Source organism: Dyadobacter chenwenxiniae (assembly GCF_022869785.1).
GTDB lineage: Bacteria > Bacteroidota > Bacteroidia > Cytophagales > Spirosomataceae > Dyadobacter > Dyadobacter chenwenxiniae.
Window position 1 is genome coordinate 6,598,966 of record NZ_CP094997.1, and the last position, 17,865, is coordinate 6,616,830.

The 17,865-nt window shown below is 43.8% G+C and carries 19 protein-coding genes and 1 pseudogene; 13 read left to right on the plus strand and 7 right to left on the minus strand.

The genetic code is table 11. The annotated features are described in order from the left end of the window. Positions 1-5 precede the first annotated feature (5 nt). The 8 genes and pseudogenes from MUK70_RS28260 to MUK70_RS28295 all read left to right on the plus strand — a co-directional run bounded on the left by MUK70_RS28260 (position 6) and on the right by MUK70_RS28295 (position 6,681). Positions 6-617 carry a fumarylacetoacetate hydrolase family protein gene (locus tag MUK70_RS28260; protein WP_234657110.1) on the plus strand — a complete coding sequence of 204 codons (612 nt, stop codon included), beginning with the start codon at positions 6-8 and terminating at the stop codon, positions 615-617. 47 nt (positions 618-664) lie between these two features. Next, a complete protein-coding gene (locus MUK70_RS28265) occupies positions 665-2,623 on the plus strand; it encodes a M23 family metallopeptidase (RefSeq protein WP_234657111.1) in 1,959 nt (652 codons plus the stop codon). A 4-nt stretch (positions 2,624-2,627) separates the two neighbouring features. After that, the gene (gene bcp / locus MUK70_RS28270; protein ID WP_234657112.1) at positions 2,628-3,086 is read left to right on the plus strand and encodes a thioredoxin-dependent thiol peroxidase; all 459 of its coding nucleotides are present in this window, start codon (positions 2,628-2,630) and stop codon (positions 3,084-3,086) included. A 94-nt stretch (positions 3,087-3,180) separates the two neighbouring features. Next, a pseudogene (locus MUK70_RS28275) lies at positions 3,181-4,040 on the plus strand (transketolase). Positions 4,041-4,049: 9 nt separating this feature from the next. Then, positions 4,050-5,006, plus strand: a complete 957-nt coding sequence (locus MUK70_RS28280) for a transketolase family protein (protein WP_234604014.1) — start codon at positions 4,050-4,052, stop codon at positions 5,004-5,006. Positions 5,007-5,168: 162 nt separating this feature from the next. After that, positions 5,169-5,711 (plus strand): RNA polymerase sigma factor, encoded by a 543-nt coding sequence (locus tag MUK70_RS28285; protein WP_234657113.1) that lies wholly within the window; start codon positions 5,169-5,171, stop codon positions 5,709-5,711. 54 nt (positions 5,712-5,765) lie between these two features. Continuing rightward, the gene (locus MUK70_RS28290) at positions 5,766-6,206 is read left to right on the plus strand and encodes a hypothetical protein (protein ID WP_234604012.1); all 441 of its coding nucleotides are present in this window, start codon (positions 5,766-5,768) and stop codon (positions 6,204-6,206) included. A gap of 19 nt (positions 6,207-6,225) precedes the next feature. Continuing rightward, complete coding sequence (locus MUK70_RS28295; RefSeq protein ID WP_234604011.1) at positions 6,226-6,681, plus strand: hypothetical protein; 456 nt, start codon at positions 6,226-6,228, stop codon at positions 6,679-6,681. A gap of 146 nt (positions 6,682-6,827) precedes the next feature. Here MUK70_RS28295 and MUK70_RS28300 read toward each other — a convergent pair whose 3' ends face one another. The 4 genes from MUK70_RS28300 to hisB form a co-directional block, all read right to left on the minus strand. Further along, entirely contained in the window at positions 6,828-8,405 is a 1,578-nt protein-coding gene (locus tag MUK70_RS28300; RefSeq protein WP_234657114.1) for a SulP family inorganic anion transporter, read from the minus strand. 47 nt (positions 8,406-8,452) lie between these two features. Next, entirely contained in the window at positions 8,453-9,100 is a 648-nt protein-coding gene (can, locus tag MUK70_RS28305) for a carbonate dehydratase (protein WP_234604009.1), read from the minus strand. 115 nt (positions 9,101-9,215) lie between these two features. Further along, a complete protein-coding gene (locus tag MUK70_RS28310; RefSeq protein WP_234604008.1) occupies positions 9,216-9,488 on the minus strand; it encodes a hypothetical protein in 273 nt (90 codons plus the stop codon). Positions 9,489-9,715: 227 nt separating this feature from the next. Further along, entirely contained in the window at positions 9,716-10,840 is a 1,125-nt protein-coding gene (gene hisB / locus MUK70_RS28315) for a bifunctional histidinol-phosphatase/imidazoleglycerol-phosphate dehydratase HisB (protein WP_234657115.1), read from the minus strand. Between the two features lie 168 nt (positions 10,841-11,008). Here hisB and MUK70_RS28320 point away from each other — a divergent pair, with 168 nt between their 5' ends. The 4 genes from MUK70_RS28320 to MUK70_RS28335 all read left to right on the plus strand — a co-directional run bounded on the left by MUK70_RS28320 (position 11,009) and on the right by MUK70_RS28335 (position 14,626). After that, positions 11,009-11,602, plus strand: a complete 594-nt coding sequence (locus tag MUK70_RS28320) for a riboflavin synthase (RefSeq protein ID WP_234604006.1) — start codon at positions 11,009-11,011, stop codon at positions 11,600-11,602. 68 nt (positions 11,603-11,670) lie between these two features. Then, positions 11,671-12,468 (plus strand): PASTA domain-containing protein, encoded by a 798-nt coding sequence (locus MUK70_RS28325; RefSeq protein ID WP_234604005.1) that lies wholly within the window; start codon positions 11,671-11,673, stop codon positions 12,466-12,468. Further along, positions 12,443-14,302, plus strand: coding sequence for a T9SS type A sorting domain-containing protein (locus MUK70_RS28330; RefSeq protein WP_234657117.1), 1,860 nt, complete (start codon positions 12,443-12,445; stop codon positions 14,300-14,302). Before MUK70_RS28325 ends, MUK70_RS28330 begins: the two co-directional genes overlap by 26 nt. A gap of 27 nt (positions 14,303-14,329) precedes the next feature. Continuing rightward, on the plus strand, positions 14,330-14,626 hold the full coding sequence (locus MUK70_RS28335; protein ID WP_234657119.1) for a rhodanese-like domain-containing protein: 297 nt from the start codon (positions 14,330-14,332) through the stop codon (positions 14,624-14,626). A gap of 11 nt (positions 14,627-14,637) precedes the next feature. On the opposite strand, the gene miaA is transcribed toward MUK70_RS28335, so the two are convergent. Beyond that, a complete protein-coding gene (gene miaA / locus MUK70_RS28340; protein ID WP_234657121.1) occupies positions 14,638-15,564 on the minus strand; it encodes a tRNA (adenosine(37)-N6)-dimethylallyltransferase MiaA in 927 nt (308 codons plus the stop codon). Between the two features lie 253 nt (positions 15,565-15,817). Here miaA and MUK70_RS28345 point away from each other — a divergent pair, with 253 nt between their 5' ends. Beyond that, a complete protein-coding gene (locus MUK70_RS28345; RefSeq protein WP_244784867.1) occupies positions 15,818-16,432 on the plus strand; it encodes a hypothetical protein in 615 nt (204 codons plus the stop codon). Positions 16,433-16,505: 73 nt separating this feature from the next. Here MUK70_RS28345 and MUK70_RS28350 read toward each other — a convergent pair whose 3' ends face one another. Together MUK70_RS28350 and MUK70_RS28355 are read right to left on the minus strand one after the other, a co-directional pair. Further along, entirely contained in the window at positions 16,506-17,348 is an 843-nt protein-coding gene (locus tag MUK70_RS28350) for an IS3 family transposase (RefSeq protein ID WP_244784531.1), read from the minus strand. Further along, the gene (locus MUK70_RS28355; RefSeq protein ID WP_234658927.1) at positions 17,345-17,863 is read right to left on the minus strand and encodes a helix-turn-helix domain-containing protein; all 519 of its coding nucleotides are present in this window, start codon (positions 17,861-17,863) and stop codon (positions 17,345-17,347) included. Before MUK70_RS28355 ends, MUK70_RS28350 begins: the two co-directional genes overlap by 4 nt. Positions 17,864-17,865 lie beyond the last annotated feature (2 nt).

Sequence of the window (17,865 nt, forward strand, 5' to 3'; positions counted from 1 at the left end):
TCCGAATGAAAATTATTTGTGTAGGAAGGAATTATACCGAGCATATTGCTGAATTAAATAACGAAAAACCGGACGCTCCCGTAATTTTTTTGAAGCCTGAAACGGCACAGATCAGACCCGGCGAACCATTCTTTTATCCTGATTTTTCAAAAGATGTGCATTATGAAGTGGAGCTTGTCATAAAGATAAACCGGGTAGGGAAGAACATTGAAGAGCGGTTTGCACACAAATATTATGACGAGATCGGAGTGGGCATCGACTTCACTGCGAGAGACCTGCAATCTGAATTGAAGAGCAAGGGCTTACCCTGGGAATTAGCGAAAGCATTCAATGGCTCAGCACCGGTTTCAGAATTTGTTCCTATATCGGATTTTGAAGACATTCAAAACTTAAATTTTAGTCTGGATGTGAATGGCGAGACGCGCCAGAATGGTAATTCGTCGATGATGCTTTACCGCATTGATTACCTTATTTCTTTTGTTTCCAAATATTTTATGCTCAAAAAAGGGGACCTGATTTTCACAGGAACACCAAAAGGCGTCGGGCCTGTGCAGATCGGCGACAAGCTTACTGCGTCTATTGAGGGCAAGAAGATGCTTGAATTATTCGTTAGGTAAACCGGATCTTATCGTTGCAGGACCTTTCATTCATTCACTTCGTTTTCATGCATTATCATTTCCGGACAATGGTCCGTATTGGTTTGTTATTTTCGGGCTTGATGGGCTTATGCTCGCTTTCCTTGGCTCAAACACAAACTTATCCAAAGGGTTATTATCAGTTTCCGATTAGGCCCGGGCTTGCCAATTCGCTGGCTGGCGGGCTGGGCGATTTGCGCAGCAACCACTTTCACGCCGGGTTGGACATTCGTACGGAGCAGCGCGAGGGGCTGAATGTGTACGCGGCTGCTGAGGGATATGTTTACAAAGTGGCTGTGCAGCGGAGTGGTTATGGCAATGTAATTTATTTGCGCCACCCCAATGGTCAGACAACGGTTTATGGGCATTTGCTGAAATTCAGCGATTCACTGGCGGCTTATGTGCGCGAGGAGCAGTATAAGAAGCAGACTTTCGAAATCGATCTTTTCCCGGAGGCAGGAAAATTCAGTTTTAAAAAGGGCGAAATCATAGCGCTTTCCGGCAACACAGGCGGTTCAGCAGGGCCGCATTTGCATTTCGAGATCCGCGATTCGAAGGACAATTTTTTAAACCCGTTGTATTTTGGATTCAATGAAATCAAAGACATCACGCCTCCCAAATTTGTCAATCTGGCGATCAGGCCGCTGGACATTAACGGGCGGGTGAATGGTCAGTTTGATCGGAAGGTTTATTCGCCCATTAAGCTGAAAGACGGCTCTTACCGGCTTCCTGATACGGTTTCTGCAACGGGCATCATTGGCATTGATATGGTGGCGCACGACCAAATGACCGGCACAGGGTTCCGTTATGGTTTGCAATGCATTGAGATCAAAATGGATGGGGATGAAGTGTTTTCTTATAACATTGAGATTTTTCCAAACACGGCAACAAGAGATTATAACAACCTTATAGACTACGAAACGGAGCAGAAAACCGGGCAGCGTTATCTGAAATGCTACGTTCCCGATGGCAATAATTTTAATTTATATAAAACAAATGCGATCAATGGTAAGCTGAACATTGCGGATACATTGCTGCATGAAGTGCGTGTCAAGATCACGGATTCCTTTGAAAATGCCTCAGAGCTGGTTTTTACAATCAAAGGAGAGCCGAAAAATCCGCCGCTTCCGGTGTATGATGTTGAAATAAACCCTGAATACATTCAAACAGACGTGCAGGAAAATACATTGATCGTGAAGGCAAAGTATTATCGGAGCGCTATTCCGTTTGCGACTTATTATTCCAATGGTAAGGAAGTGAAAAAAGATCCGGATTTTTATGCAAGCGAGACAGCGGTTTTCTTAACAGATTTGAGAACATATACTCCTGATTCAGTGAAAATCGGAAAAACGACTGTGAAGACTTACCTGAGAAGTCAGATTTTCCCCGCCGTTGCGTCCCGTTATAAGGCTGAAAAATGGTCCGTAGATTTCCGGAATACGAGCATATTTGACACATTGTTCCTGACCGGACAGCAGAATTTCAACGCATTAACCATCAACAACCGTGGAACTGCGCTTAAAGATTACATTTCTGTTGCATTTTCGCCAGAGAACGTCCCTGAAAACAAGGAAAAAACACGCGTTTACCGTTATCTAGACGGTTACTACCGGTTTTTAGGCGGCACCTGGGTAGATAACGAGATCAAATTTGAAACCAGAGAGCTTGGAACGTTTGTGATCCAGGCTGACACCATTCCACCAAAGATCCGGCTTTTGGAGCATAGTAAGGACAGGATCCGCGGATTTATCGGTGACGCAACTTCTGGTGTGGACCATTATAAAGCATTGGTCAACGGTGAATGGGTGCTGATGAATTTTGATTCCAAAAAAGGCTACATCTGGTCAGAAAAGCTGGATACTGCAAAGCCTTTTGAAGGCGAACTAACGCTGGAAGTGACCGATAGGGCAGGAAATAGTACTATCTTGCAAACCGAATTGAAAGATCTGCCGGTTGCGCGGAAAAAAACGAAAAAACGAAAAAGGTAAAAGTATGGGACTTCAAGTTGGCGATCCCGCCCCCGCATTTTCTGCGAAAGATCAGGATGGTAATGAGGTGAAACTTTCTGATTTTAAAGGAGAAAAACTCATTCTTTACTTTTATCCAAAGGACGATACTCCCGGCTGCACGGCACAGTCATGCAATCTTCGCGACAATTATGATGTTCTTTTAAAGCGGGGTTATAAAGTGCTTGGCGTGAGTGTGGATGACGAGAAATCGCACAGGAAATTTATCAAAAAATATAACCTTCCCTTCCCATTACTGGCTGATACTGACCAGAAATTGGTAAATGATTACGGAGTTTGGGGTGAAAAGAAATTATTCGGCCGTGAATATATGGGTATCATCCGCACAACATTCGTCATTGATGAAAAGGCCGTGATCGAAGAAGTGGTTCAGAAAGTGGACACGGAAAATCACACTGATCAAATTCTTAACAAAAGTGAATAATAAAGAGTCACTTAAGAAGCCGTAATAATAGGACATTTACGTGCTGAAAATGGACGCAAAAAGAACGTATTTGATAAATAGAAAATCGATAAACATGGAAGTTGAACAATTAGAAAAAGTAGCCTCACAAGTTCGCAGGGACATTGTCCGTATGGTGCATGGCTGCCAGTCGGGACACCCTGGAGGCTCGTTGGGCTGTACAGAGTTACTTGTGGCGCTTTATTTCGAGCGTATGCAATTGAAAGAACAGGATGGTAAGCCGGTTTTTGACATGAATGGCAAGGATGAAGACCTCTTTTTCCTTTCTAATGGACATATTTCTCCAGTTTGGTATAGTACCCTTGCGCGCAAAGGATATTTTCCGGTTGAGGAAATGGCAACTTTCCGTAAGCTGAATTCGCGTTTGCAGGGCCACCCGACCACGCACGAGCATTTGGAAGGCATTCGTATTGCATCTGGATCACTAGGACAAGGAATGTCTGTGGCGATCGGTGCTGCGATGGCAAAGAAACTGAACGGCGACAAGGGTCATGTTTACGTATTAATGGGCGATGGTGAGCAGCAGGAAGGCCAGGTTTGGGAAGCAGCAACATTTGCGCCGCACCACCAGGTTGATAACCTCGTTGCATTCATTGACTTAAACGGCCAGCAGATCGACGGCCCGACGGTGAAAGTAATGAACAACCGCGATCTGGGTAAAAAATACGAAGCATTCGGCTGGGAAGTAATTTCTATCGAAGAAGGCAACGATATGGCAGCAGTGCTAAAAGGTCTTTACGAGGCAAAAAGCAGACTTGGACACGGCAGACCCCGATCATGGTTTTGTTGCACACAGGAATGGGTTATGGCGTCGATTTCATGATGGGCAGCCACAAATGGCACGGCGTAGCGCCTAATGATGAGCAACTAGCTGCAGCGCTTGGCCAGTTGGAAGAAACAATGGGAGACTATTAATTATATAAAATGAAAAAATACACCTTCACTGAGAAGAAAGATACACGTTCGGGCTTTGGGGCCGGAATGCATGTGTTGGGGCAGCAGAATCCAAACGTTGTGGCACTTTGTGCTGACCTGGTTGGTTCGCTGAAACTCGAACCATTTATAAAAGAAAATCCGGACCGTTTTATCCAATGCGGTATTTCGGAAGCCAATATGATCGGCGTTTCTGCCGGTTTGACCATAGGCGGCAAAATCCCTTTTGCTACAACGTTCGCAAACTTCGCGACTGGCCGTGTTTATGACCAGATCCGTCAAAGCGTTGCTTATTCCAACAAAAATGTAAAAATCTGTGCTTCACACGCAGGACTTACATTGGGTGAGGATGGCGCTACACACCAGATCCTTGAAGATCTTGGAATGATGAAAATGTTGCCAGGAATGACGGTTATCAACCCTTGCGACTATAACCAGACAAAAGCGGCTACCATCGCGATTGCGGATTACGAAGGTCCGGTTTACCTGCGTTTCGGACGTCCGGTAATTCCGGTTTTCACAGATGCTGATCAGAAATTCGAGATCGGTAAGGCGTGGATGGTGAATGAAGGAACCGATGTGAGCATTTTCGCAACAGGCCATATGGTTTGGGAAGCGATCCAGGCAGGTGAACTTTTAGAAGCAGAAGGCATCAATGCTGAGATCATTAACATTCACACCATTAAGCCATTAGACGAAGAGGCGATCCTGAAATCTGTTGAAAAAACAGGTTGCGTTGTGACTGCTGAAGAGCATAACCGCATTGGTGGATTGGGCGACAGCGTTGCACAGGTTTTGGTTAAAAACAAACTTGTTCCTCAGGAATACGTTGCGGTGAACGACAGCTTTGGAGAAAGCGGAACGCCTACACAACTGATGGAAAAATACGGCTTGACAGCGAAGCACATTGTGGAAGCTGCTAAACGTGCAATCGAAAGAAAAAAATAGATTATTGAAGTTTCTGGCCGGCTTTGTGTCGCCGGAAATCATTGAGTCTTGCGAAAGGTTAAAACCATGTTTTACTTTTTGCAAGACTCAAATTTTATTTGCCCTGAACCAAAAAATGAACTATTATTGACTTGTGTTGATTCGGGAATTAGTATCGATTAAATGACTGACGAAGAATTATTATCCCTTTTTGAAAATCCCGAAACGCGCAGAAACGCTTTCAGCCAGCTGGTGCGGAAGTATCAGCAAAAGGTTTATTGGCTGGTGAGGAAAATGGTTGTAGACCATGATGATGCCAATGACATTACCCAGGATGTTTTCATTAAAGCATGGACGGCGCTGGAAAATTTCAGGGGCGATGCCAAGTTTTACACGTGGCTTTACCGGATCGCCAGTAATGAGGCCATTAACTTTCTAAACAAAAAAAGAAAGCGCTTTTTCATTTCAATCAATGACGTAGAAAGCGAGCTGAGCGAAAAACTAGAAGCAGATCCATTGATAAGCGGAGACGCCATTCAGCTGAAATTACAGAAAGCATTATTAAAATTACCAGAAAAGCAAAGACTGGTTTTTAACCTCAAATACTTTGAAGAACTGCCTTATGAGGAGATTTCTCAAATTACCGGCACGTCGGTAGGCGCGTTAAAAGCTTCATACCATTGGGCTTCAAAAAAAATTGAGGATTATTTAAACGAAACAGATTAAACCATTGCAAACTAGTTTGGTCAAACATTTACAAGAGTGGAAATATAAATAATCATGGATAATAAGCGTATACGACTGGATGATCTGAAGAAGGAAGTCCCTTTCCAGGTTCCGGAGGACTATTTTGACAAATTGCCTCAGATGATCCAATCAAGAATCCCTTCGGAACCTGTTCGCAAGCCTGTAATAGGCTGGTCATGGCAGCGTTCGCTGGCGCTTGTGTCGGCAATGGCTTTGATTTTCGTGCTTGTATGGGTAACCGTTCCGGAACGTCAGGGGTCGCTGGGGCAGGAGCCGCTGAGTGGCATCAGCAATGCGTCCATCGTTAGTTACCTGGAAGATCAGGATATGAGTTATTATGATTTAAGTGAGCATAAAGTTGTTCAAAAGGCGTTTGACACGGATTCCACTGTACTTTATTACCTTGACGGGCTGGAAGATGACATTCTCCGTCAGCAATTGCAGGAATCGGCGTCGGGCATTGAGACGATTTGACCCTAACATTAACTATAAAATGAACTTACAACATATTACCAGACACCGAAATTTATTGGCCATCCTCTTCATAGCAATGCTTTCTATCACAACGGCTAGCGCACAGAGGAAATCGGAGGAAGAAATAAAGAGAATACAGGACGCCAAGGTTGCCATTATCACCAACCGTTTGAACCTGACACCGGAGCAGTCGACCGGATTCTGGCCGGTTTATAATGAATATTCCCAGAAACGCAGAGAGATTCATCGTGCGCAAAAAAAGATTATTAATGATAAAAAGGCAGAAGGCCAAACGGATGACCAGGTCTTAAATAACCTGAAAGAAGTGCAGGACCTGCGTCAGAAAGAACTTGATCTTGAAAAAGAATACCAAACCCGGTTTTTAAAAGTAATTACTGCAAGTCAAGTGATCGAACTGTATAAGGCTGAACGTACATTCAATGATATGCTTATACAACGTTTGAAGAACAAATGAAAAACTGAAAAATTTAACCGCTTTTTCGGCTTATTACAAATCGTTATTCCCACTAATTGGCTTCGGCCGGTTGTGGGATTTTTTATGCAAAAAAATAGCCGGAATGTTCCCGGCTATTTTAAATCAGTAATCGAATGTCAGCAATGTCAGTGGCCGCCGACTACTTCCACGCCACTAATGCCTTTGGTCTCCACGGTAATGTTCCGCAGAGGAGCTGCATGTTTCTTGAAATCCTGGATGATTTCGAGCACATCATAGTCAATGTTCATTGACTTGCTGCCGTCTATGACCACTGTGGCGTTGTCGGGCAGGTTATCCAATGTGGCACTGATGCTTCCTTTGTTCAGAAATGTCACTTCCTCAGACAAGATCAATGTGATCACATCGCCATCTCTGTGTTTCTCTTTCACATAATGGTAAGAGTGCTTGTAATTTTTTCTCAGGATAAAATATATGGCAACCACCATCCCAATCGCAATTCCTTTTAGTAAATCTGTACTCAGGATAGCAATAATGGTCACTATAAACGGGATAAATTGTTCTTTGCCCAATTGATACATCCCTTTGTAGAGAGAAAATTTGGACAATTTATAACCTACCATTAGAAGCACAGCGGCAAGCGATGCCAATGGAATGTAATTTAAGAACGTTGGAATAAAAAGGGCGGAAAGCAGCAAGATGGATCCATGTGTGATGGTAGCCATTTTCGTTCTTCCGCCTGAATCGATATTGGCAGAGCTTCGCACAATCACCTGTGTAATGGGCAAACCGCCGATCATACCTGAGGTGATGTTCCCGATTCCTTGCGCGATCAGCTCGCGGTTAGTTGGCGTGCTGCGCTTGAAAGGATCTAACTTGTCGGTCGCTTCAACGCATAACAATGTTTCGAGGCTGGCAACAATCGCTAATGTCAGACCGATTGTATAAGTTTCGACCCGCGTAATGGCGGAAAAATCAGGCGATTTGAAAAAGCTGAAAAACTCGTTCGCGGAAGATGCAACTGGTAATTGTACCAAATGGTCCCCCGACAACGCCCAGTCCGGGAATGATTTTGAAAATAATATATTGAGCAAAATACCTGTAACTACCACGAACAATGCACCTGGTACAAAACGAAAAAGCTGGATCTTTTTCATAAATGGCCGGTCAAACAGCATCAGCAAGCCGAGCGAGATCAGGGAAATAATGATGGCACCGGTACTGCTGTATTTCACCGCATTCAAAAGCTCGGTAAATGTATTCTGGCCGTCTTTCTGGGCAAATGCTTCGTCACCCATGAAGTCCGCATCATAGCCGAATGCGTGCGGGATTTCCTTTAAAATAAGGGTTATCCCAATGGCAGCCAGCATTCCTTTGATCACAGACGAAGGGAAATAATAGCCAATAATGCCTGCTTTCATAATTCCGGCAATAACCTGAAGAATCCCGGCAATGACCACGGCCAGAAGAAACGCCTCAAAGCTGCCCAAGGTGTCCAATGCATTGAGCACGATCACGACAAGTCCTGCAGCAGGACCGGAAACCCCAAGCGAGGATCCACTGATGGCCCCAACAACAATGCCGCCGATCATCCCGGCAATGATACCGGAAAACAGAAGATCTGAACGCCCTGTCGAAGCCAAGGCCACGCCAAGGCATAATGGTAACGCAACCAGATAAACGACCAGCCCGGCCGGGACATCATACTTAAGGTTGGAAAATAAACTCTTTTTATCTGCTGACATACGATTATTTCGAATAAATCAAGTTGAAATCAAAAGCAAATACGATATCAGGCGATAACAGGAACATCCATCCTATATACATTCTCCATATCATTTGCACTGTCCATCGTAACGCCCAGATCCTGAAGAACGCCGGTTCCGACTGCGTAGACAACTCCGTGAACTTGTAAAGGCTTCTTGTTCAACCAAGCGTTCTGCACAATTGAAGTTTTAGCAAGGTCCATAACCTGCTCGATCACATTGAGTTCGACAAACCGGTCCGTTCTCTTCTTCGTGTCTTCTATGGCGTTAAGTTCTTCCTGGTGAAGTCTGTAAACATCTTTAATGTGGCGCAGCCAGTTGTCGATAAGACCTACCTGCTTGTTGCCCATGGCAGCAGCAACCCCGCCGCAACCGTAATGACCGCAAACGATAATGTGCTGAACGCCAAGCACGTTTACAGAATAATCCAGTACGCTAAGCATGCTCATATCCGTGTGAATAACCATATTGGCAATGTTGCGGTGTACGAAAATATCGCCAGGCATTGTGCCGGTGAGGGCATTGGCAGGAACGCGGCTATCGGAGCAGCCTATCCACAGGAATTTCGGGCTTTGTCCGTTCGCTAGTTTGGTGAAGAATTCAGGATCTTGCTGATTTGTTTCTTCGACCCATTTTTTATTATTTTCAAATAACTGGTTATACGACTTAATCATGATTTTTGGATTGAATTAGATTGAATAGGAGAACTTAGACGATACTTCCCGGCGAAATGTGTACGCACAAATTCACAGGAGCACCATGCTCATAAAATAAATAATGCCAGAAAAATCAGATTAATTCGGGTGGCGGAGAGAGCAGCTTTAACGAAATTTCGTTTTGAAACCCGGTAGAGTAGGAGAAAGTATTTCGGAGAGGAATTGATAAAATATATTTATCAACATTGAAGGAATGAGAAATCAACAACTGGTCGTCGTTGATTTTCTCAACTTCCGTTTTTTCATTATCACAAGTGCCGGTATCGCAAACCACAGACGCCTTTTCCTTCACCAGCAAAAGGCTGGCTACATCTGTGGCTTTACAGATGAGGAAGGTCGTGAGCAATATGAGACAGAGTGTTCGCAGCAATGTGAATTAATTAATTTTTACTTAGCCTTCCATTGTTTTTCGTTGTTTTCCAGCCAGCGTCCAACCAGGAACGCAGAACCGAGAAGAACCACATAAAAAACGATCATTATGATTGTCATTTCCATAAAAAAGCAATTTATACACTACTTAACGTTAACAAAATTAAATAAAAAATGTCTCAGACCGTTCAACTAATCAAAAAATTAAAGGACTCCCTTGGTTGAAGGCATGAAATCGAGTGCTTTCAAATCACGTCTTACGGCCATTTTTATTGCCTTCGCGAATGCTTTAAATATCGATTCGATCTTATGATGCTCATTGTCACCGCTTACCCGAATATTTAAATTAGAGAGTGATGTGTCGGAAAATGATTTGAAAAAGTGAAAAAACATTTCGGTCGGCATTTCACCAATCTTCTCTCTTTTAAACTCGGCATCCCAAACAATCCACGGCCGACCGGAAAAATCAATGGCAACCTGGGCGAGGGCTTCATCCATAGGAAGCAAAAACCCATATCTGCTGATGCCGCGCTTATCGCCAATGGCCTGCCGGTAAGCTTCACCCAGTGCCAGCGCTGTGTCTTCAATGGTGTGATGTTCATCAATGTGCAAATCGCCTTCGACGTGGATAGACAAATCTGCTCCGGAATGTCTTGCTAGTTGATCCAGCATGTGATCGAAGAATCCAAGTCCTGTATGAATGTCGGATCTGCCGCTTCCGTCGAGGTTTAGGTCAACCTTGATCTGCGTTTCTTTTGTATTCCGTTCGACAGATGCGGTTCTGGAAGGCAATTTTAAATGTTCGTAGATAGCATCCCAATCCCTGGAAACGAAGCTTGTTACCGCATTCATTTCTGTGGATAAGCCAGCTTCGGGTGTTTTATCCAAAACCAAGATTGCCTTTGCTCCCAGGTTAACCGCGAGTTGCACGTCCGTCAGACGATCACCGATCACGTAACTGTTGGACAGGTCATATTCGTCTGAAAAGTAAGCAGTAAGCATTCCCGTTCCCGGTTTCCTGGTCGGAAGATTATCTTCGGGAAAGCTTCGGTCAATGTAAATGTCAGCAAAATGTATATTTTCTCCTGCCAGTGTTTGCAGCATTTTGTTATGTGCCGGCCAGAATGTGGGTTCGGGAAATGAATCCGTTCCCAGGCCATCCTGATTGGTAACCATGACCAGCTCATAATCAGTTTCTTCTGCAATTTTGCGGAGTGCGGATATTGCTTTTGGTAAAAATTCGAGTTTTTCTAATGAGTCTACCTGAAAATCTGTGGGTGGTTCGACGATGATCGTTCCGTCCCGATCAATAAATAAGACTTTTTTCATTAATTGTTGTAGAAATAGGTTAGGCAAAGAGCATGGCGATTTTTCGCATTCCTGCAAAGTTCGCAAACTATGTGGATTTGAAAAGATTTAGGCACAGCAATAGCTCCATTTGCAAAGAAAAGAGCCGTGATAAATCGTAACTTTGTATTTAAAATTTCGTCTAAGATAATGTTTACAGGAATAGTAGAATCCATTGCAACGCTTTTAAAAGTAGATTCAGAGGGAAGCAATAAAACTTTTTCGTTTCAGTCACCGATTGCCACAGAATTAAAGATAGACCAGAGCGTCAACCATAATGGCGTTTGTCTGACCGTTGTTGCGATAGAAGGGGACACTTATAAAGTGACGGCCATTGAAGAAACATTGCTTAAAACCAACTTAGGCGACCTGGCCGTTTATGATAAGGTAAACCTGGAACGTTGTATGCCAGCCAATGGGAGGTTCGACGGGCACATTGTGCAAGGGCATGTTGACCAGACGGGCATTTGCACTTCGGTTGAAGAGCGTGACGGAAGCTGGCTTTTTGATTTTGAATATGACGCCTCCACAGGAAATCTTACGGTGGAAAAAGGCTCTATATGTATCAATGGCGTCAGTCTTACCGTTTTCAATTCTGAAACCAATGCATTCCGGGTTGCGATCATTCCTTACACCTATGAATTCACCAATTTTCACAGTCTGAAAGCAGGTGATCGGGTTAACCTTGAGTTTGATATCCTGGGTAAATACATTAAAAGAATTCTTGGCTCATATACAATGTAGTATATTGGCATCCTGAAATATTACGTTTATTTTTACCCGTCTATACATTTCGCGCATCAAGTAATTACATGGCCAAAATAAGTACACAGTCCAAAACGGATCTTTTCATACATATCGGAATTATAGTTTCATTGCTTTTGGTTCTTTTCCTGGGTTTCTTTTTTGTTTATCTGCCTTTTACAACCAATCACGGTGAGGCAGTCACAATTCCGGACTTAAAGAAAAAGAATGTTGCAGAACTTGAAGAATTCCTCGAAAGCCGTGATTTGCGTTATGAAGTGGATTGTACTTTCGTGGCTAATGTGCCCCCGCTGACCATTATTTCTCAGTATCCTTTGCCGGGTGCCAAGGTAAAAGAAGGACGCAAGATATATGTTACGGTTTCGTCGCGCACGGCGCCTTTGATCAAAATGCCTAAGCTTACGGATATGACGCACCGGAGCGCGCAAATGCTGCTCAAAAGTGTAGGGCTTGAAGAAGGAAATATTTCCTATGTGCCGGATATGGCGCAAAATGCAGTTTTGAAACAAATGTATAATGGGAAGGAAATTTTGCCTGGACAAGCGATTGCGAAGGGATCTAAAATAGATCTTGAATTGGGCGAAGGGCTCGGAACTGCGCAGTTTGAAGCACCGTCGGTTTTGGGCTTGCCATTGGATGAGGCTAAAATCGCATTGATTGGAGCTGGGCTCAAAGTAGGTCAGCAAATGGAAATACCGGCAGAGGAAGGACAAGCAGCAGGAACTGTGGTAAGACAAAACCCGGACGCTGGAAATAATGTTAGAATAGGAGATGTAATCGATCTCTGGATCACACCACAAGCAGTTGAATCAACTGGGAATGAGAATATATTACCGGAACAGTAAAAGTTCTTTTGATAATAGAAAACGTATAATCCTGACATTGCTGCTTACGCTTTTTCAGTGTCAGTTGTTATATGCCCAACTAAAACTGGTCCCGATAGACGGGTCTCGTGCTGATGAAGGGGCCGAAACGCAAAGCACATTGCGTACGGAAGCAACATTAAACCTCCCGTTTTTTGACGATTTTTCAACTGCCAAAACCGCAAGCCCGGATACTAAAAACTGGTTGCCGGGAAGCGGTGTTTACATTAATAATACACTTTCTAATTCGCAGCCTTCACTCAACATTGCGACTTTTGATGGTCTAAACGCGACGGGGACACCTTACAATTTGGTCAATCCGCTTACTCAGAATTTTACTGATACATTAACATCCCAGCCAATCAATCTTGCAGGCAGAAAAGCTGCCGACTCTTTGTATATCAGCTTTCAGTGGATGGCAAAAGGCCTGGGAGAGCTGCCCGATTCGAGTGATTATCTGCAACTCGAATTTCTAAGTAAAAGCAGTGGTTGGGTAACGGCCTGGCAACAGGTTGGCTATAAGCTGGACACCATCTATAAAAAGCAGTTTGTCAAGATTGCGGACGCAGCTTACTTCCATGATGCATTCCAATTCAGGTTTCGAGCGTATGGACGCAACTCAGGCTATTACGACACGTGGCATTTGGACTACGTTTACCTGGACGCCAAGCGCTCGGTGCGACAACCTTACGTTTTCGACGTTGCGGTGAGGAAAGCGGTTTCACCTTTTCTCAGGAGATACACAGCGATGCCGCTCAGGCAATATCGTGCTAATCCACAGGCCGCCGTTTCTGATTCTGTAAAAACAGATGTTGTAAACAATTTTAATAATTTCAACATTTTAACGAGCACATTCACTATCAGGGACGCCGTTAAGGGAACTGAATTATTCAGAAACCAGCAGAGGTCCATTTATGTTGAGGCGCTGAAATCCAAGTCGCTGGCGGTAAAAACTTCGCCGCTTAACGTAAGCAGCAACCTGGATAGCCTAAAACTGACCACTAAATTCCTTATTACCACAACAGACACCATCCCCGGGGTTAATCTTAAGACCAACGACTCGATCACTTCTCGGGTAGATCTGACAGATTACTATGCCTATGACGATGGAAGTGCGGAATATGGTGTGCAGGTGAACCAAAAGCTCGGTCGCGTTGCTGTTCAATATACGCTGGCCAAACCTGATACAATAGGTGGCATCAGACTTGCTATGGTTCAGTTTAATAAAGATGTGTCAGGCCAGGGATTTACCATTCAAATCTTTGATAGCAAAAATGGTAAGCCGGACAAACTCATTGCGCAAAGATCTGTCGGCGCAAGATATCCTGCTCAGCGAAACGGGTTTATAGATTATGCATTCAGCACGCCGGTTGCAGTTCCCGATACTTTTTATGTGGGCTGGCTTCAACTCAATGAGCAGCCGGTTACAGTGGGATTTGACAGGAATTCGATGTTAGGAAAGAATGTTGTTTTCTATAACCTAGGCACCGAATGGGCCAAGGAAACTGCGTTGAAAGGAAGTATAATGATCCGGCCGTATCTGGGCAAGAAAGCTACGGGTATTGTGACCGGGAATGAGACAGCTCCATCGAATGAGTTTCATTTTTTCCCGAACCCAAATAAAGGAATTATAAATTGGGCTAATGCGTCTTTAAAACGAATAGAGATTTTTTCTATACAAGGACATTTAGTTCAAACCATTATTCCAAACAATGGCCAGCGTTCAGCCACGGTTGAGCTTGACGAAGGCATTTATATTGTAAAATCGTCGGACGGGAAACGATCGTTTGCCCAAAAAATGTTATTTGTCCAATAACTTTATAAATCATAAAAAGTAAGAAGTATGGATATTACCGTGGAAGAACTGAAGGAGCGTCTTGAAAAAGGAGAGGATATCAATTTTTACGACGTTCGGGAAGAACACGAATACGAGGAAGATAATCTGGGCGCGAAACTAATCCCGCTTGGAGAGCTGCCGGATCATCTGGATGAACTCGAACCTTTGAAGGACGAGGAAATTATCATTCACTGCCGGTCAGGCGCCAGAAGTGGGAAAGCTGCCCGTTTTTTGGAATCGCAGGGCTTTAATAATGTTAGAAATGTGCTGGGCGGAATTCTTGCCTATCGTGAGTTGGAATAGCATAATTCTTATCATTGCTCATTATCCTGAATCCTGGCCTGAATGTAGGTCAGGATTTTTTCATACTCATTGGCCTGAAACCATTCAAATTTACCCTGATGACGAAACCAGGTTAGTTGCCGCTTGGCGTAGCGCCGTGAATTCTGTTTCAGCAGTCTGATCATTTCTGCTTCGTCATACTGGTTATCCAGAAAGCCATAAACTTCTTTATATCCCACGGTTTGAAGCGCATGATGCGCTCTGTAAGGCAGCAAGTCTTTCGCTTCTTCCACCAGGCCGTTTGCCAGCATCATATCCATGCGAAGATCAATCCGGTTATACAGCTCGGTGCGATCCCTGTCAAGGGCTATTAATATCTGTTCAAAAGGCCGCTTTTGCGTGTTTTTCAGATGATATTGGGAAATTGGAGCACCGGTTGTATAGAAAACTTCCAAAGCTCTTACTACGCGTTGCGGATTGTTGACTTCGGGTGTGGCAGCAAATGCCGGGTCTTTTTCACGGAGTTCTTCTTGCAGGATGTTCAGCCCGTTTGCATGAAGCTTTTCAGTTAATGATTCCCTGAGGCCAGGCAAAGGCGCAGGAAGGTCGTCTAAACCCTCGGAAACTGCTTTTACGTAGAATCCGGAACCTCCCGTCATGACGACGTAATCATGTGTCTCGAACAACTTTTCCAACAGTTTTAAAACGTCGCGTTCGAAGTCACCAGCACTGTAATTTTCGGAAATGGAATGTGAGTTGATAAAGTGATGATTTACCTGCGCAAGCTCTTCAAGTGTTGGCTTAGCTGTGCCAATGTTCAATTCCCTAAAAAATTGTCGCGAGTCGGCGGATATGATTTCCGTGTTCAGCGCTCTGGCTATCTGAATGGACATTGCTGTTTTCCCAACGGCGGTTGGTCCTGCAATGATGATCAAATATTTCTTTGGACTTTCTGACATTCGACGCTTTTGGTTCCATTATTAGTCTGTCGCGAAATTACGGATCAAAGATTTCTGCACACTAGTTTTTCTCATATTTAAGCGATGCCCGACTGCTGGTTTTTTAATCTTTTAGCGGCAATAAGGATTAGTTAATTTTTTTGTATAATTTATGGAGAAAACGCCCTTGTTCTCGTCAAAATAGAATTCGTCAGCGTGCTAACTCTTATAGTTTTCATTCTTATTTTCAGTTCACATTCTAAACATTAACATTATGTTCAAAAGATTATTACTATTTGCCTGGATTGGATCCATGACGCTTTTGATTGGTTGCGAAGGCAAGCAGGGTGAAGTTGGGCCGAAAGGAGATCCGGGCGTTGCCGGCCCGGCGGGACCTGCCGGACCAGCTGGTGAAGATGGAACCGGGTCGGGTGGAGGAGCGATTATCTTGTCTTCGGGTGCTGTTAAAACGGACACTTCTGGTGGTTTCGTTACCGGCTTTAATGATTTGACGCCTGCGGAAGATAGTTTATTCCAATCTTCGGCCATCTTGGTCTACATTAAATCACAAGATGTATACTGGCCTCTGCCAGGATTGGTTCTGTTTGGATCGGGCGCCACAGCCGCCGGAAGTGAATTTACTTTTGTTCACGGTATACAAAACAAGACATTCTTTGTTGAGTTGTTTCAAAGAGGATGGTCTGAGGAGAAGCTTACTAGTGCACCTGACAGATCGTTTCAGGACGTCCGTGTCGTGATCATTCCTGGGATCATAGCTGGGAAGAATGGATGCGGAAATTCTCAAGAGTTACGAGAAGACGATTGCTGCATTAGGGTTAACAGAAGACAAGACAAGGTTGACCAAGGCATTCAAATTCAAGTTACCTAAGAAATAAAAAAGCGAGGCATAAAAAAAGGTTATCCAGTGTGGACTGAACCCCAAAAGTTGGACGAGTTAAGATTTAACGATTAGTGTGATGAGCCCGGTATTGAGCCGGGCTCATTCCATTTAAATTAAGCCTGATCCTATCTTTGTTGTAATAGTGAATGTAATCTTTGATGTCTTTTTTGAGCTCATCAATGCTTTGATATTTGTTCAGGTAGAACAATTCCGATTTAATTGTTCCAAAAAAGTTTTCAATAATAGCGTTGTCCAGGCAATTGCCTTTTCTGGACATACTTTGGGTAATGCCTTTTGATTTGAGCATTTTTTGATATTCACTCATTTGGTATTGCCATCCCTGATCCGAATGTAGCACCAGGCTTTCTGGCTTATTTATCTTTTTAAATGCGGTTTTGAGCATTTGTGTGACTTGTTTGAAATTAGCCGATTCAGATAGGCTATAACTGATGATTTCTCCATTAAAGAGATCAATAATAGGAGATAGAAAAAGTTTTTTGTCTTTCACCCTGAACTCAGAGACATCCGTTGCCCATTTCTGTGATGGCTTTATAGATTTAAAATCCCTGTTGAGGATGTTGGGCGCTACCTTGCCTGTCTGACCTTTGTAAGAGCGGTACTTTTTGGCGCGGACCAGCGATTTAAGGTCCATGGCCTTCATCAGCTTTAAGACCGTTTTATGGTTGATGTTGCTGCCCATCTTACGGATAGTCATTGTAATGCGACGGTAGCCGAACCTTCCCTTATGCCGATCATAAACTTGCCTGATCTGCCTTCGCGCGTCTTTATACTTGCTGTCGGCAGCGCTATTTTTAATATGGTAGTAGAAATTACTTCTGGGTATTTCAAAGAGGTCCAAAAGCAATTCAAGCGGGTATTTCTGCCTTAACCCATGGATTGTCAACGCTTTTTCTTTTGCGCAGCTTCCTTCTCGCGGATTAAGGCATCCAGCTTTTTTAGCAAGTCATTCTCTGCCCTCAGGCGCAGGTTCTCGTTTTCGAGCTCCTCCAATCGGGTCAATGGACCGTATGTTTTAATGATCTTGGGTTTGTTTTTCATAGACCTGGGCCTGCCACGGGCCGTGATAAAACCATCTATACCAAACTGCTCATACTGCCTGATCCAGACATGTAAAGTACTCATGCTGGGTATTTTAAATTTGAAGCAGCACTCATTCAAAGATAAGCCCTGGTTCTGATAAGCATGCACGACTTGTTGCTTAAATTCTTTTGTGTAATTGTGCCCGTATTGCGGCAAAAGGCTTGAACCCCCGCCTTGCTTATAATGTCCAATCCATTTTTGCACACTGGATTTAGCAATCTTAAAGCGTCTGGATAATTCATTGATACCATCACCGGCTAGATAGGCTTTAACGACCTTTAGCCTGAAAGCTACACTGTGTTTTCTGTTTTTGCCCATAA

Coding starts and splice junctions, on each gene's coding strand:
- MUK70_RS28260 (WP_234657110.1), top strand. CDS start 6: ATGAAAATTATTTGTGTAGGAAGGAATTATACCGAGCATATTGCTGAA.
- MUK70_RS28265 (WP_234657111.1), top strand. CDS start 665: ATGCATTATCATTTCCGGACAATGGTCCGTATTGGTTTGTTATTTTCG.
- bcp (WP_234657112.1), top strand. CDS start 2,628: ATGGGACTTCAAGTTGGCGATCCCGCCCCCGCATTTTCTGCGAAAGAT.
- MUK70_RS28280 (WP_234604014.1), top strand. CDS start 4,050: ATGAAAAAATACACCTTCACTGAGAAGAAAGATACACGTTCGGGCTTT.
- MUK70_RS28285 (WP_234657113.1), top strand. CDS start 5,169: ATGACTGACGAAGAATTATTATCCCTTTTTGAAAATCCCGAAACGCGC.
- MUK70_RS28290 (WP_234604012.1), top strand. CDS start 5,766: ATGGATAATAAGCGTATACGACTGGATGATCTGAAGAAGGAAGTCCCT.
- MUK70_RS28295 (WP_234604011.1), top strand. CDS start 6,226: ATGAACTTACAACATATTACCAGACACCGAAATTTATTGGCCATCCTC.
- MUK70_RS28300 (WP_234657114.1), bottom strand. CDS start 8,405: ATGTCAGCAGATAAAAAGAGTTTATTTTCCAACCTTAAGTATGATGTC.
- can (WP_234604009.1), bottom strand. CDS start 9,100: ATGATTAAGTCGTATAACCAGTTATTTGAAAATAATAAAAAATGGGTC.
- hisB (WP_234657115.1), bottom strand. CDS start 10,840: ATGAAAAAAGTCTTATTTATTGATCGGGACGGAACGATCATCGTCGAA.
- MUK70_RS28320 (WP_234604006.1), top strand. CDS start 11,009: ATGTTTACAGGAATAGTAGAATCCATTGCAACGCTTTTAAAAGTAGAT.
- MUK70_RS28325 (WP_234604005.1), top strand. CDS start 11,671: ATGGCCAAAATAAGTACACAGTCCAAAACGGATCTTTTCATACATATC.
- MUK70_RS28330 (WP_234657117.1), top strand. CDS start 12,443: ATGAGAATATATTACCGGAACAGTAAAAGTTCTTTTGATAATAGAAAA.
- MUK70_RS28335 (WP_234657119.1), top strand. CDS start 14,330: ATGGATATTACCGTGGAAGAACTGAAGGAGCGTCTTGAAAAAGGAGAG.
- miaA (WP_234657121.1), bottom strand. CDS start 15,564: ATGTCAGAAAGTCCAAAGAAATATTTGATCATCATTGCAGGACCAACC.
- MUK70_RS28345 (WP_244784867.1), top strand. CDS start 15,818: ATGTTCAAAAGATTATTACTATTTGCCTGGATTGGATCCATGACGCTT.
- MUK70_RS28355 (WP_234658927.1), bottom strand. CDS start 17,863: ATGGGCAAAAACAGAAAACACAGTGTAGCTTTCAGGCTAAAGGTCGTT.